The sequence below is a fragment of the Streptomyces sp. 6-11-2 genome (genome assembly GCF_006540305.1).
Lineage (GTDB): Bacteria > Actinomycetota > Actinomycetes > Streptomycetales > Streptomycetaceae > Streptomyces.
The window spans coordinates 4,901,144-4,916,313 of the sequence record NZ_BJOR01000001.1; the positions used below are offsets into that span (position 1 = coordinate 4,901,144).

Sequence of the window (15,170 nt, forward strand, 5' to 3'; positions counted from 1 at the left end):
GAGGAGTACGAGCTCGCGGCCGGGGTCTTCAGTCTGGTTGATCACAGGCCGGACCTTCTCACACGGCCGGCCGGAAGGCCGTTCAGGCGGTTGTCCCGTGGAGCTGGGCGTACTGCGGCCGCCCCGGCCGGGAAGGCGGGGGCGGCCGTAGTGCTTGGGGACGGGGCGGTCAGTTCACGTTGGTCGCGCTCCAGGCCGCTGCCACCGCGTTGTACTCGGTGCTGCCGGCGCCGTAGAGGTCCTTGGCGGCGTTCAGGGTCGCCGTCCTCGCGCCCGCGTACTTCGTGGAGGACGTCATGTAGACCGTCAGGGCCCGGTACCAGATCTTGCCGAGCTTGTCGCGGCCGATGCCCGTCACCGAGGAGTTGTTGCAGGTGGGGGAGTCGTAGGCGACGCCGTTGACGGTCCTGGCGCCGCTGCCCTCGGCGAGCAGGTAGGCGAAGTGGTTGGCGACGCCGGAGGAGTAGTGGACGTCGAGGTTGCCCACCGAACTGCTCCAGCAGTCGGCCGAACTGCCGTCCTTGGACGGCTTGTCCATGTAGCGCAGGGCCGACTTGCCGAAGCCGGAGCGGACGATCTTCTCGCCGATCAGGTAGTCCCCGGGGTCCGAGGGGTTGTCGGCGTACCACTCCACCAGCGTGCCCAGGATGTCCGAGGTGGCCTCGTTCAGACCGCCGGACTCGCCCGAGTACGTCAGTGCCGCCGTCTTCGACGTCACGCCGTGGCTCATCTCGTGGCCGGCCACGTCGAGGGCGACCAGCGGGCCGAACGTGGTGCCGTCACCGTCGCCGTACGTCATGCAGAAGCAACTGTCGTCCCAGAAGGCGTTGTTGTAGTTGCTGCCGTAGTGGACGCGGTTGTACGAGCCCTTGCCGTCGCCCGCGATGCCGTTGCGGCCGTGGACGTTCTTGTAGTAGTCCCAGGTCTCGTTGGTGCCGTACTGCGCGTCGACCGCCGCCGTCGCGCGGTCCGCGGTCGTGCCCGTGCCCCAGTGGTTGTCGGCGTCCGTGAACAGCGTGGCGGGGGCGCGCTGGAAGCAGATGCCGAAGATGCACAGGTCGGTCTTGTTCTCCGCGTCGCCCGTGTACGTGTTGCCCCGCGTCGGGTCCTTGAGCTGGTACGTCGAGCCCGAGAGCGTGGTCTCCAGGGGCACCGTTCCGCTGTAGAGCGACTGGCCGTCGCCTGTCGCCGTCTCGATGCTGTCCCAGGCGTCGATCTGCGCGCCCGTGCGGGCGTCGGTCAGCACCGTACGGGCCACCGGGTTGCCGAGCGAGTCCAGCCCGACCGCGTTGGTGCGCCAGGCCAGGCGCGGGGCGCCGTGCAGGGCGTCGACGATCAACTCCGGCTTGGCCTTGACCTGTTGCAGCTTCGTGTCCTGGTTCTCCGCGCGCAGCGCGTTCACCGCGAGGTCGGCCGCCGTCGGGGCGGGGAGTCCGGGCGTGGTGCTCGCGAGGGAGACCGTGCCCTTCGAGGCCCGGTCGGCGCCGCGGTAGCTGCCGTCGGCAGCCAGATGGACGATGAAGTCACCTCCCAGCACGGGCAGTTGGTGGTACGTGCGGTCGTAGCGGACGTGTTGCGCGCCGTCCTTGTCGACGATCACGTCCCGTACGGTGGTGGCCTCGGCGGAGGTGAGGCCCAGGGCCGTGGAGTGGTTCACGAGCGCCGACGTGGCGTTGTGGATCGCGGCCGCCCGGTCGGGTCTGCCCTCCGCGTGCGCGGCGGGGGAGAGGGCGGTGGCCAGCAGGGTGGCGGTGGTGGCGGCCACACCGGCCGTGGCAAGGCGGGAAGCTCGGATGTGCCGTGTCCGACTCATCGGTCTCCTTGAGCGCGGGCGCCCAGTGGGCGCTTGGGGGTTGCGCTGGCGTTGCCAGAAGATTTAAGTGCTCATGACATGTCATGTCCATAGCGTCCACAGAATGGGTGTGTGGGGGGAGAGAATCGTTTCCGTGACGACTTCGACTGCTCCGACGCCGCCGCCCGCACCGCTTCCGTTCTTCGTCTACGGCACCCTGCGCCCCGGCGAGGGCAACCACGGCCTGTTCCTGCGCGGCCGCACCCGCTCCGAGGAGCCCGCTCGGCTGTCCGGCGTGGTGCTCTACGACGGACCCGGCTATCCCTACGCCGTGGAGGAACCCGGCGGGCTGGTGCGGGGCGACCTCGTCGCCGCCCGGCCGGACGAGTACGGCGAGGTGCTCACCGCCCTGGACCGGCTGGAGGGATACGTGGCCGGCGACCCGCGCAGCCTCTACGAGCGCATCGAGCGCGAGGTGGTCCGCGAGACCGACGGAGCGACCGTACGCGCCTGGGTCTACGTCGCCGGACCGTCCGTCACCCGCCAACTGCGCACCGAGGGCGTGCGCATCGAGGGCGGGGACTGGCGAACGCGGCACGCGCGGCACCGGGTCTGACGGGCGGCGACGCGGCCGGGGGCCGGGTCGGCGGCCTTCCGGGTGCGAAGACCGCCTGCCGCGGGCAGGAGCATGGCGTGCGGGAAGTCCGTCTCGGCACCGGCCGGTTCACCGCCGGCCGACACGCGCTCCGCCCTGCCGCGTCCGCCCGCCCTGCGGCGGGCCCTACCCGGCGTCGGCCAGGGCCCTGGCCACCCCGTGCTCCGTGCGGCCCAGGAACTTCGGGTCGGGCTGGAACACCGCCTCCAGGGCCGCCTTGCCGGCCGCGAACACCTCGCGGGTGCCGCCGTAGTACCAGGTGACGTCGTGCTTGGCGTCGACGCCGACACCGTAGGAGTCGATGCCCGCCGCGTCGCACAGGGCGACCGCCCGCCGGACGTGGAACCCCTGGGTGACCAGGACCGCCCGGTCCACGCCGAAGATCTTCTTCGCGCGGACGCAGGAGCTCCAGGTGTCGAAGCCGGCGTAGTCGCTCACGATCCGGACACCGGGCACGCCCCGCTTGGTCAGGTACGTGCGCATCGCGTCCGGCTCGTCGTAGTCCTCGCGGCTGTTGTCGCCGGTCACCAGGAGGACCTTGACCCGGCCCTCGTGGTACAGCTTCGCCGCCGCGTCCAGCCGGTGCGCCAGGTACGGCGACGGCTCCCCGTCCCACAGGCCCGCGCCGAAGACCACGGCCACGTCGGTGCGCGGCGCGTCCGCCGTGGTGCGCAGCCGGTCGCCGGCCACGACGTACATCCAGGTCGCCGGGAGCAGGGCCAGTACGCACCCGGCCATCACCGCCCGCACCAGCAGCCGCCGCCCGGCACGGGTGCGCGGCAGGCGCGGACGTGTCCACGACGGTCGGCGCGGCAGGCGCGGCGTATGCGTCAGGCGCATCGGTCAGTCCCCTCCCCAGGCGGCCCCACGGCCCTCGATCAGCAAGGACGCGGCGCACGCCACCCCGGTTCACCCGCCCCTGCCCCCATTCTCGTGACGGCGGGTACGGCGGGTACGGCGGGTACGGCGGGTACGGCGGGTACGGCAGACAGAGCGGACAACAGCCGGCGGAGTCCGGGCAGGGGCCCGCGCCCGCCACGGCCCGGCGGGCGGGACACGCACACCGTCGCGCACCGGAGACGGACGGTGACATCCCGATTGTCGGTACCTGCGCTTACTGTCGAATCATGGAAGGGACCGCATCCGAAGCAGCCCGGCCGCGCGAGCACACCCCCCGGCCGCCCGAGAACCACGTGCCGCCCGCCGGCTACGAGGCGCCGGCCGTCGAGCGGTGGGCCGCCGAGCCGGACAAGCGGCCGGGGCGTACCGCCTTCCAGCGCGACCGCGCGCGCGTACTGCACTCCGCGGCCCTCAGACGGCTGGCCGGAAAGACCCAGGTGGTCACACCCGGCGAGTATGGTCAGGCCTGGGACGCCAGTCCCCGCACCCGGCTCACCCACTCGCTCGAATGCGCCCAGGTCGGCCGTGAGCTGGGCGCCGCCCTCGGCTGCGACCCCGACCTGGTGGAGGCGGCCTGCCTCTCCCACGACCTGGGCCACCCGCCCTTCGGGCACAACGGCGAACAGGCGCTGAACGAGTTCGCGCGGGACTGCGGCGGTTTCGAGGGCAACGCCCAGTCCCTGCGCCTGCTCACCCGCATCGAGCCCAAGCGGTTCGTCGTCGACGCCGCCACGGACGAACTCGTCAGCGTCGGCCTCAACCTCACCCGCGCCGCCCTCGACGCCGCCACCAAGTACCCCTGGCCGCGCGGCGCCCACCCCACCGACCCGGCCTCGCCCAAGTTCGGTGTCTACGAGGACGACAGACCGGTCTTCGACTGGGTGCGCAAGGACGCGCCCGGCGCCCGCACCTGCTTCGAGGCCCAGGTCATGGACTGGGCGGACGACGTGGCGTACTCGGTGCACGACGTGGAGGACGGGCTGCACGCCGGCCACATCGACCCGGGCTGCCTGCACGCCGAACCCGAGCGGCAGGAGGTGTTCGCGGTCGCCGTCGGCCGCTACGTCCCGGCCGGCACCGACCCCGAGGAACTCGCCGAGGCCCTCGACCGCCTCCTGGACCAGGAGTGGTGGCCGCACGGATACGACGGATCGGCCGTCGCCCAGGCCCGCCTGAAGGACGCCACCAGCCAGCTCATCGGCCGCTTCTGCCTGGCCGCCGAGGGCGCCACCCGGCAGGCGTACGGCAGCGGCGGTCTCACGCGCTACGGCGCGGAGCTCGTCGTCCCCCGGACCACCCGAATGGAGTGCGCGGTCCTCAAGGCCGTCGCCGACCGGTACGTCATGCAGCGCGCCGAGCAGGAGCGGCTGCGCGCCGACCAGCGGATCGTGGTGGCCGAGCTGGCCGAGGCACTGACCGCCCGCGCCCCCCACGGCCTCGACCCCCAGTTCCGCGCCCTGTTCGACCAGGCCGCCGACGACCGTGCGCGCAAGCGCGTGCTCGTCGACCAGATCGCCTCCCTCACCGACGCCTCGGCCCGTTCGCTCCACGCGCGCCTGAGAGGGCACGCATGACTTCGGGAGAGCGCGCATGACATTGACAGCAGGTTTAAGGACACCCGTGGTACGGGTGGGACCCGAGTGAACCCAGTGACCCCGACCGGGTCCCCAGGTGACCCTGCGTGGCCTGATCGGGCCACTCCCCCTTCCCGCACCACGCTCCGTGCGGGACGCTCCCATGTGGCGGCACCCTTACGAGGAGGCATCAAGTGGTCGACGCGGATCAGACATTCGTCATCGTCGGAGGAGGTCTCGCCGGCGCGAAGGCGGCTGAGACCCTGCGCGCGGAGGGCTTCAGCGGCCGCGTGATCCTCGTGTGCGACGAGCGCGACCACCCCTACGAGCGGCCGCCGCTGTCCAAGGGCTACCTGCTCGGCAAGGAGGAGCGCGACAGCGTCTTCGTGCACGAGCCCGCCTGGTACGCGCAGAACGACATCGAGCTGCACCTCGGCCAGACGGTCGTCGCGATCGACCGCGCCGCCAGGACCGTCCACTACGGCGACGACGGCACCCATGTGCGCTACGACAAGCTGCTGCTGGCCACCGGCGCCGAACCGCGCCGCCTGGACATCCCCGGCACCGACCTCGCCGGCGTCCACCACCTGCGCCGCCTCGCCCACGCCGAGCGCCTCAAGCACGTCCTGACCCATCTCGGCCGGAACAACGGCCACCTCGTCATCGCGGGCGCCGGCTGGATCGGCCTGGAGGTCGCGGCGGCGGCCCGCGAGTACGGCGCCGAGGTCACCGTCGTCGAGCCGGCCGCCACCCCGCTGCACGGCGCGCTCGGCCCCGAGCTGGGCCAGCTCTTCGCCGACCTGCACCGCGAGCACGGCGTCCGCTTCCACTTCGGCGCCCGGCTGACCGAGATCGTCGGGCAGGACGGCATGGTGCTCGCCGTCCGGACCGACGACGGCGAGGAGCACCCCTGCCACGACGTGCTCGCCGCGATCGGCGCCGCGCCGCGCCTCGCCCTGGCGGAGTCGGCGGGCCTGGAACTGGTCGACCGCGCCCACGGCGGCGGCATCAAGGTGGACGAGCGGCTGCGCACGTCCGACCCGGACATCTACGCGGCCGGCGACGTGGCCTCCTTCCCGCACGGACTGTTCGGCACCCGGCTGCGGGTGGAGCACTGGGCCAACGCGCTCAACGGCGGCCCGGCCGCGGCCCGCGCGATGCTCGGCCAGGAGGCCGTGTACGACCGCGTGCCCTACTTCTTCACCGACCAGTACGACCTGGGCATGGAGTACAGCGGCTGGGCACCCCCCGGCTCGTACGACGAGGTGGTGATCCGCGGGGACGCCGGAAAACGCGAGTTCATCGCGTTCTGGGTGAAGGAGGGCCGCGTCCTGGCCGGGATGAACGTGAACGTGTGGGACGTCACGGACCCGATCCAGCGCCTGATCCGCACGAAGGCACACGTGGACACGGAGGCGCTCGCGGACCCGCACGTGCCGCTGGACAGCCTGGTCCCGTAGCCGGACGGGAGCCTGGGCGGACCACCGTAGACTTCTGGCGTGGCAGGACGGATCAACGACGAGGACGTGAAGGCGGTACGGGACGCGGTCCCGATCGACGCCGTGGTGTCCGAGTACCTCCAGCTGCGGAACGCGGGCGGGGGCAACCTCAAGGGCCTGTGCCCGTTCCACGACGAGAAGTCGCCGTCCTTCCAGGTCAGTCCGAGCAAGGGGCTCTTCCACTGCTTCGGCTGCCAGGAGGGCGGCGACACCATCACGTTCGTGATGAAGATCGACCACCTCTCCTTCTCGGAGGTGGTCGAGCGGCTGGCCGCCCAGGCCGGCATCACCCTGCGCTACGAGGAGGGCGGGTACAACCCCGCCCACCAGCGTGGCGAGCGCATCCGCCTGGTGGAGGCGCACAAGCTGGCCGCCGACTGGTACGCCGAACAGCTCGCGACCTCCGCCGAGGCCGAGACCGGTCGGGTCTTCCTCGCCGAGCGCGGCTTCGACCAGGGCGCCGCCGTCCACTTCGGCGTCGGCTACAGCCCCCAGGGCTGGGACCATCTCACCCGCTTTCTGCGCGGCAAGGGCTTCAGCGACAAGGAGCTGATCCTCTCCGGCCTCGCCCAGGAGGGCCGCCGCGGGCCCATCGACCGCTTCCGGGGCCGGCTGATGTGGCCGATCCGCGACATCGGCGGCGACGTGGTGGGCTTCGGCGCGCGCAAGCTGTACGAGGCGGACAACGGGCCGAAGTACCTCAACACCCCCGACACGGCGATCTACAAGAAGTCCCAGGTGCTGTACGGGATCGACCTGGCGAAGAAGGAGATCGCGAAGACCTCCCGCGCGGTGGTGGTCGAGGGCTACACCGACGTCATGGCCTGCCACCTGGCCGGCGTGCCGATCGCCATCGCCACCTGCGGCACGGCGTTCGGCGGCGACCACATCAAGATCCTGCGCCGGCTGCTGATGGACAACGGCTCGGCGCGTGTGATCTTCACCTTCGACGGCGACGCGGCGGGGCAGAAGGCGGCCCTGCGGGCCTTCGAGGACGACCAGAAGTTCGCCGCCGAGACCTACATCGCCATCGCGCCGGACGGCATGGACCCCTGCGACCTGCGCCTGGCCAAGGGCGACGAGGCGGTCTCCGACCTGGTCGAACCGCGCACCCCGCTCTTCGAGTTCGCGCTGCGCCAGATCGTGGCCCGCTACGACCTCGACACCCCGGCCGGCCGCGCCGCCGCCCTGGACGAGGCCGCGCCGGTCGTCGCCCGGATCAAGAACAGCGGCGCCCAGCACGAGGTCGCGGTGCAGCTCGCCGGACTGCTCGGCATCCTCGACACCCAGTTCGTGGTCAAGCGGGTGGCCCAGCTGGCCCGCTGGGCACGCGAGCGCGGCGGCCGCGGCCCGGCGCCGGACCAGCGGCAGCGGGGCCCGCAGCAGGAGTACGCCCCGACGCGTCCCGCGTCCCGTGGCCCGGCGCTCAACCTGCGCAACCCGGTCTTCGCCACCGAGCGCGAACTGCTCAAACTCGCCCTGCAGCGCCCGGAGCTGGTCTCACCGGCCTTCGATGCCTACGGCGTGGACGAGTTCACCGCCCCGCCCTACGCCGCCGTACGTCAGGCGGTCCTGGACGCGGGCGGCGCCGAGTACGGCGTGGGCGACCCGCAGGAGTACCTGGCCCGCGTCCGCGAGGCCGCCCCGGACGACACGGTCCGCGCGATGGTCACCGAGCTGGCGGTGGAGGCGATCCTGCTCCGCCGGGAGGTCGACGACGCCTACGCGGGTGCCCAGCTGGTGACGGTCCGCCGCCGTGCGGTCGAACGCCGCATCCGCGATCTCCAGAGCACGGTCGCCCGCCTCGGCACCGGCGGCGACCCCGCCCAACTGGCCTCTGCTCAGAACGAGTTGTGGATCCTCCAGCAGTACGACCAGGCTCTGCGGGAGCGCGGCACGGCGGCGCTGTGAGCATCGGCCCGACCGTCGGAGGGTCCGAGTGACCGGCCGGTCACGGACCGGACGCAAAAAGTCATCGCACGCCCCTCGTGGCGGCGATGTGTCGTACCCCACACTGGGTCCGGTTGCCTGAGTCCTCGGAGCGCTGAGTCCCCCACGGGTCCCACACCTGAGCGGCTGTGCTCCTCGCGTACGGGACGGACGGCGGCGAGGCCGCCGACTCCGCCCCCTCTCGTACCGCTGCCGCACACCTCAGCAGCGATCATCCTGGAGGTCGCCCCCGTGCAGACCCAGACCCTCACCCAGACCGACATCGCCACCGGCCCGGGCCTCACCGGACCGGACCCGGACATGGGGGAGGCCGACGCCGTCCCGGCCGTACCCCCGCAGGGCCGGGGCGCGCACCACCCCGAGGCGGAGCCGGAGGCCCCGTCCGAGGTCCCCGAGCCGGTTCCCGCCCGCACCGAGAGCGGCAGCCCCTCCTCCGACCTGTTCCGCCAGTACCTGCGGGAGATCGGCCGGATCCCGCTGCTCACCGCGGCCGAGGAGGTCGAACTGGCCCGGCGTGTGGAGGCCGGCCTGTTCGCGGAGGAGAAACTGACCACCACTCCGGACCTGGACAGCCGGCTCGCTCTGGACCTGGACCGGATCGTCGTCCTCGGCCGGATGGCCAAGCGCCGGCTCATCGAGGCCAACCTGCGGCTCGTGGTGTCCGTGGCGAAGCGGTACGTCGGCCGGGGGCTCACCATGCTCGACCTCGTGCAGGAGGGCAACCTCGGGCTCATCCGGGCCGTGGAGAAGTTCGACTACGCCCGCGGCTACAAGTTCTCCACCTACGCCACCTGGTGGATCCGCCAGGCCATGTCCCGCGCCCTGGCCGACCAGGCCCGCACCATCCGTGTGCCCGTGCACGTCGTCGAACTCATCAACCGGGTCGTACGGGTGCAGCGGCGGATGCTCCAGGAGCGGGGCTACGAGCCGGCCCCCGAGGAGGTCGCCGCCCACCTCGACCTGCCGCCCGAGCGGGTGAGCGAGGTCCTGCGGCTCGCCCAGGAGCCGGTCTCCCTGCACGCCCCGGTCGGCGAGGAGGACGAGGTCGCCCTCGGCGACCTGATCGAGGACGGCGACGCCGCCTCGCCCGTGGAGTCGGCGGCGTTCCTGCTGCTGCGCGAGCACCTGGAGGCCGTGCTGTCCACGCTGGGGGAGCGCGAGCGCAAGGTCGTGCAGCTGCGGTACGGGCTCGTCGACGGGCGCCCGCGCACGCTGGAGGAGATAGGGCGCCTCTTCGGCGTGACGCGGGAGCGGATCCGTCAGATCGAGTCCAAGACCCTCAACAAGCTGCGCGACCACGCCTTCGCCGACCAGCTCCGCGGCTACCTGGACTGACCCCAGGGGCCGCTCACCCCGGGCGAGCGGCCCCTGGCAGAAGCACCGACGGTCAGTCCACCTCGGCGACCGCCTGCGCGAACTGCGCCTTGTACAGGCGCGCGTACGCCCCGTCGGCCGTCAGCAGCTCGTCGTGGGCGCCCTGCTCGACGATGGAGCCGTTCTCCATGACGAGGATGGTGTCCGCGTCCCGGATCGTGGAGAGCCGGTGCGCGATGACGAACGACGTCCTGCCGTGCTGGAGTTTGGCCATCGCCTTCTGGATCAGCACCTCGGTACGGGTGTCGACCGAGCTGGTCGCCTCGTCCAGGACGAGGATCACCGGGTCGGACAGGAACGCCCGCGCGATGGTGATGAGCTGCTTCTCACCGGCGCTCACCCCGGAGCCCTCGTCGTCGATCACGGTGTCGTAGCCGTCGGGCAGCGTACGGACGAACCGGTCGGCGTGCGCGGCCCGCGCCGCCTCCTCGATCTCGCCGCGGGTGACCTCGCGGGAGGCGCCGTAGGCGATGTTCTCCGCGATGGTGCCGCCGAACAGCCAGGTGTCCTGGAGCACCATGCCGATCCCGGACCGCAGTTCGTCACGCGACATCTTCCCGATGTCGATGCCGTCGAGCGTGATGCGCCCGCCGGTGACGTCGTAGAACCGCATGAGCAGGTTGACCAGCGTGGTCTTGCCCGCGCCGGTCGGGCCGACGATCGCGACCGTGTGGCCCGGCTCCACCGTCAGCGAGAGGTCCTCGATGAGCGGCTTGTCGGGGTCGTAGCGGAACGACACGTGCTCCAGCGCGACCTGCCCGCGCAGCTCCTCCGGCCGCACGCCCGGCACCGGATCCGCCGTCTGCTCCTCGGCGTCCAGCAGTTCGAAGACGCGCTCGGCCGAGGCGACGCCGGACTGCACCAGGTTCGCCATCGACGCCACCTGGGTCAGCGGCATCGAGAACTGCCGCGAGTACTGGATGAAGGCCTGCACGTCGCCGATGGACAGCGTGCCCGACGCGACCCGGAGACCGCCGACGACGGCCACCAGCACGTAGTTGATGTTCGAGACGAACATCATCAGCGGCTGCATGACGCCGCTGTTGAACTGCGCCTTGAACCCGGCCTCGTACAGCGCCTCGTTCTGCTCGGCGAACTGCTTCGCCGACTCCTCCTGCCGCCCGAACACCTTCACCAGGGTGTGCCCGGTGTACATCTCCTCGATGTGCGCGTTGAGCCGGCCCGTCGAGCGCCACTGCTGCACGAAGTGCGGCTGCGACCGCTTGCCCACGCGCGTGGCGACGACGAACGACAGCGGCACGGTCACCAGTGCGACCAGCGCCAGGATCCAGGAGACGTAGAACATCATGACGAGCACGCCGATGATGGTCAGCATCGAGTTGATCAGCTGGCCCATCGACTGGTTCAGGGTCTGCCCGATGTTGTCGATGTCGTTGGTGGCGCGGGAGAGCACCTCGCCGCGCTGGCGCTTGTCGAAGTACGACAGCGGCAGCCGCGACAGCTTCGTCTGCACGTCCTCGCGCATCCGGAACATGGTCCGGTTCACCGAACGGTTCACCAGCCGCGTCGCCACCGCCATCAGCAGGCCGGCCACCAGGAACGTACCCAGCGCGAACAGCAGGACCTCGCCGACGGCACCGAAGTCGATGCCCTTGCCGGGCGTGAAGTCGGCGCTCTTCAGCATGTCGGCGATCGAGCCCTCGCCGCGCTCCCGCATGGAGGCGAGGACCTCGTCCTTGGTCGCCCCGGCCGGCATCTGCCGGCCGACGATGCCCGCGAAGACCAGGTCGGTGGCCTTGCCGAGGATCTTCGGCCCGATCACGCTGAGCGTGACGCTCACGACCACGCACAGCACCAGTGCGGCGATCGTGATCCGTTCGGGTCTGAACTGGGTGATGAGCCGCTTGCCCGACGTCTTGAAATCCATCGAGCGGTTGTCGGGCCCGGCCCCGGACATCATCCGCCCCATCGGCCCGGCCATCAGGCAGCCTCCGCTTCCGTCAGCTGGGAGAGCACGATCTCCCGGTAGGTCTCGTTGTCCGCCATCAGTTCGCGGTGGCGGCCGGTGCCGACGACCCGCCCCTCGTCCAGGACGACGATCCGGTCGGCATCGCGGATGGTCGCCACGCGCTGAGCGACGATGACGACGGTCGCCTCGGAGGTCTCGTGCCCCAGCGCCGCCCGCAGGGCCGCGTCGGTGGCGTAGTCGAGGGCCGAGAAGGAGTCGTCGAAGAGGTAGATCTCCGGGCGCTGCACCAGGGTGCGGGCGATGGCCAGGCGCTGGCGCTGGCCGCCGGAGACGTTGGTGCCGCCCTGGGCGATCGGCGCGTCCAGGCCGCTCTCCAGCTTGCTGACGAAGTCCTTGGCCTGCGCCACCTCCAGCGCGTGCCACAGCTCCTCGTCGGTGGCGTCCGGGTTGCCGTAGCGCAGGTTGGTCGCCACCGTGCCCGCGAACAGGTACGGCTTCTGCGGCACCAGGCCGACCGTCCTGGCGAGCAGCTCCGGCTCCACGGTGCGTACGTCCACGCCGTCGACGAGGACCTCCCCGTCGGTCGCGTCGAACAGCCGGGGCACCAGGCCGAGCAGGGTGGACTTGCCGCTGCCGGTCGAGCCGATGACGGCGGTCACCTCGCCGGGGCGGGCGAGCAGGTCGATGGCCCTCAGGACGGGCTCCTCGGCGCCCGGGTAGCGGAAGCCGGCGCCGCGGATCTCCAGATGGCCGTGGCGGCGCAGCTCGGTCACGGGCGCGACGGGCGGCACGACGCTGGACTCGGTGTCCAGCACCTCCTGGATGCGCTCGGCGCACACCTCCGCGCGCGGCACCATCATGAACATGAAGGTGGCCATCATGACCGACATCACGATCTGCATCAGATAGGCGAGGAACGCGGTCAGGTCGCCGATCTGCATCCCGCCGCTGTCGATGCGGTGGGCGCCGAACCACACCACGGCGATGGACGACAGGTTCACCACCGTCATCACGATCGGGAACATCAGCGCGAGCAGCCGGCCGGTGGCCAGCGACATCTCCGTCAGGTCCCCGTTGGCCCCGCGGAAGCGGTCCTTCTCGTACTCGTCGCGGACGAAGGCGCGGATCACGCGGTTGCCGGTGATCTGCTCGCGCAGCACCCGGTTGACGGTGTCCAGGCGGGTCTGCATGGACCGGAACAGCGGACGCAGCCGGCGCACGATCAGGGTCACGCTGATGCCGAGCACGGGGACGACGGCGACCAGCACCGCGGACAGCGGCACGTCCAGGCCGAGGGCCAGGACGACACCGCCCACACACATGATGGGCGCCGACACCATCAGGGTGAACGTCATCAGGGCCAGCATCTGGACCTGCTGCACGTCGTTCGTCGTGCGGGTGATGAGGGAGGGCGCCCCGAAGCCGCCGACCTCGCGGGCCGAGAAGGACTGCACACGGTCGAACACCGCCGCCCGTACGTCCCGGCCGAGTGCCGAGGCGGTGCGGGCACCGTAGTAGACGGCGCCGATGTTGCACACGACCTGAGCGAGCGACATGCCGATCATCACGGCGCCGAACGTCAGGATGTAACCGGTGTCACCCTTCACCACACCGTTGTCGATGATGTGGGCGTTCAGGGTGGGCAGGTAGAGCGTGGCGCAGGTCTGCAGGAACTGCAGCAGCACCAGGAGGGCTATGGGTTTCTTGTAGGGCCTGAGATAGGTCCGCAGGAGTCGTAGGAGCACGCTGGGTCTCTCGGAGTCGGCGGTGGGGGCGGTCGATGTCCCCTGGCACCCATCGTCGAACACTCCACCCGTGTTACCTCAACCGATTAACCCGACCGCGGGTCAACGGCCGAGGCCGGGTCGTCCCTCGGCCTCACGTCGTCGGGCCCACCGCACGAGTGAACCGTTATGTCCCAAACACCCCCGTAAGGATGCCTTTTATGGACAACATGACCGACCCTTATGTCTGATAAGCCGGAAAGGCTTGCATGGACAAAAAGGCTCGTGAGGGTGGTCGTCACCCCAGGAAGGCCCCGGGGTGAACCTGCTCACGCACCGACACGTACTGCTGGCGCACCGCCTGGCCCACCGCCAGATCCTCGCCGGGCTCCAGGATCTGGGCCACCGCGCCCTGCCAGGCCGGCGGGGTGCGCGGGTTCAGGGTGCCCTGGGAGGTGCCGAGCGCCCAGGCGGCCTGCCGGGCGGCGCCGATCGCGGCGTAGTCGGCCGGCTGCGGTACGACGACCTGCGCGCCGAACACCGAGGGCGCGACGGCCTGTACGGCGGGCAGCTCCGCGGCGGGACCGAGCAGGAAGACGCGGCGCACCTCCACGCCCCGGCCGCGCAGCACGTCGAGCGCGTCCGCGAGCCCGCACAGCATGCCCTCGAACGCGGCCCGTGCCACATGCTCCGGCTTCATCGACTCGCGCCGGAGCCCGGCGAGCATCCCGGCGGTGTGCGGCAGGCTGGGCGTCCGCTCGCCCTCCAGATAGGGCAGCAGCACGAGTCCGTGCGAGCCCGGCGTCGACTTCATCGCCAGGTCCGACAGACCCTCCAGGTCGGGCACGCCCAGCAGTTCGGCGGTGCCGCGCAGCGCCCGCACCGCGTTCAGCGTGGTCACGACCGGCAGGTGCATGCCGGTGGCGTCGGCGAGCGAGGTGATCATCCCCGTCTGGTCGACGAGCGCCTCGGGGTGAACGGCCATCACCGAACCGGAGGCGCCGAGGGAGACGACCGCGTCGCCCAGGCCCAGCCCCAGCCCGAAGGCGGCGGCCATGGTCTCCCCGGTCCCGGCCGAGATCAGCAGCCCCTCCGGGGTGGTGCCGGCCGCCTCGGCCGGGCCGATCACCTCGGGCAGCGCGGCCTGCCGGCCGAGCGCCAGCTCGACCAGGTCGGGTCGGTAGGCGCCGGTGGCGGCGGACCAGTAGCCGGTGCCGGAGGCGCCGCCGCGGTCGGTGGTGCGGCGCATCGGCCGCCCCAGCAGCTGCCACACCAGCCAGTCGTGCGCCTGGAGCAGGAGGGCCGTGCGCCCGGCGGCCTCGGGCTCGTTCTTGGCGAACCAGCGCAGCTTGGTCACCGGCAGCGGGGCCTGCGGCACACAGCCGACCGCCTGCGCCCAGGCCTCCCGGCCGCCGAGCGCGTCGATCAGGTCGGCCGCGGCGACCTGCGCCCGCCGGTCGCCGCCGACCAGTGCGGGCCGCACGGTGGCGCCCTGGGCGTCGATCGGGATCAGCGCGTTCTGCTGCGCCGAGACGCCGATCGCCTGCACGCCCTCCAGGAGCCCGCCACCCGCGGCCTCCCCGAGGGACAGCAGCCAGGCCTGCGGATCGACGTCGGCGGAGCGCCCCCCGCCCTCCGGGGTCTCCACCGGATGTGGCGCAAATCCCTGCCTGAGTACGGACCCCGTGTCCGCGTCACAAACGACGATACGAGTGAAATCGGGCGAACTGTCCAACCCGGCGACTATCCCCATGGCGAAAATTCTGCCGTAC

9 protein-coding genes and 1 pseudogene are annotated in these 15,170 nt (G+C 71.5%); 5 read left to right on the forward strand and 5 right to left on the reverse strand.

What is annotated here, in order from left to right:
• Positions 1-169 precede the first annotated feature (169 nt).
• Positions 170-1,813 (reverse strand): M4 family metallopeptidase, encoded by a 1,644-nt coding sequence (locus TNCT6_RS21525; RefSeq protein ID WP_141361147.1) that lies wholly within the window; start codon positions 1,811-1,813, stop codon positions 170-172.
• Positions 1,814-1,946: 133 nt separating this feature from the next.
• Here TNCT6_RS21525 and TNCT6_RS21530 point away from each other — a divergent pair, with 133 nt between their 5' ends.
• Positions 1,947-2,408: a gamma-glutamylcyclotransferase family protein gene (locus TNCT6_RS21530; protein ID WP_253266187.1), complete on the forward strand. Its 462-nt coding sequence runs from the start codon at positions 1,947-1,949 to the stop codon at positions 2,406-2,408.
• Positions 2,409-2,573: 165 nt separating this feature from the next.
• Here the strand turns inward: TNCT6_RS21530 and TNCT6_RS21535 are convergent, their stop codons facing one another.
• Positions 2,574-3,287: a vancomycin high temperature exclusion protein gene (locus TNCT6_RS21535; RefSeq protein WP_141361151.1), complete on the reverse strand. Its 714-nt coding sequence runs from the start codon at positions 3,285-3,287 to the stop codon at positions 2,574-2,576.
• Between the two features lie 287 nt (positions 3,288-3,574).
• Between TNCT6_RS21535 and TNCT6_RS21540 the strand changes: the two genes are divergently transcribed.
• From TNCT6_RS21540 to TNCT6_RS21555, 4 genes and pseudogenes are all read left to right on the forward strand, one after another.
• Entirely contained in the window at positions 3,575-4,921 is a 1,347-nt protein-coding gene (locus tag TNCT6_RS21540; protein ID WP_141361153.1) for a deoxyguanosinetriphosphate triphosphohydrolase, read from the forward strand.
• Positions 4,922-5,115: 194 nt separating this feature from the next.
• Positions 5,116-6,381, forward strand: coding sequence for an NAD(P)/FAD-dependent oxidoreductase (locus tag TNCT6_RS21545; RefSeq protein ID WP_141361155.1), 1,266 nt, complete (start codon positions 5,116-5,118; stop codon positions 6,379-6,381).
• Between the two features lie 39 nt (positions 6,382-6,420).
• The gene (dnaG, locus tag TNCT6_RS21550; protein WP_141361157.1) at positions 6,421-8,331 is read left to right on the forward strand and encodes a DNA primase; all 1,911 of its coding nucleotides are present in this window, start codon (positions 6,421-6,423) and stop codon (positions 8,329-8,331) included.
• Positions 8,332-8,498: 167 nt separating this feature from the next.
• Positions 8,499-9,705, forward strand: a pseudogene (locus TNCT6_RS21555) (RNA polymerase sigma factor).
• Between the two features lie 52 nt (positions 9,706-9,757).
• On the opposite strand, the gene TNCT6_RS21560 reads toward TNCT6_RS21555, so the two are convergent.
• The 3 genes from TNCT6_RS21560 to TNCT6_RS21570 form a co-directional block, all read right to left on the reverse strand.
• Positions 9,758-11,686: an ABC transporter ATP-binding protein gene (locus tag TNCT6_RS21560; RefSeq protein ID WP_141361161.1), complete on the reverse strand. Its 1,929-nt coding sequence runs from the start codon at positions 11,684-11,686 to the stop codon at positions 9,758-9,760.
• Complete coding sequence (locus TNCT6_RS21565) at positions 11,686-13,419, reverse strand: ABC transporter ATP-binding protein (RefSeq protein WP_141361163.1); 1,734 nt, start codon at positions 13,417-13,419, stop codon at positions 11,686-11,688. Before TNCT6_RS21565 ends, TNCT6_RS21560 begins: the two co-directional genes overlap by 1 nt.
• A 277-nt stretch (positions 13,420-13,696) precedes the next feature.
• On the reverse strand, positions 13,697-15,151 hold the full coding sequence (locus tag TNCT6_RS21570; protein ID WP_141361165.1) for an FGGY-family carbohydrate kinase: 1,455 nt from the start codon (positions 15,149-15,151) through the stop codon (positions 13,697-13,699).
• Positions 15,152-15,170: the final 19 nt, after the last annotated feature.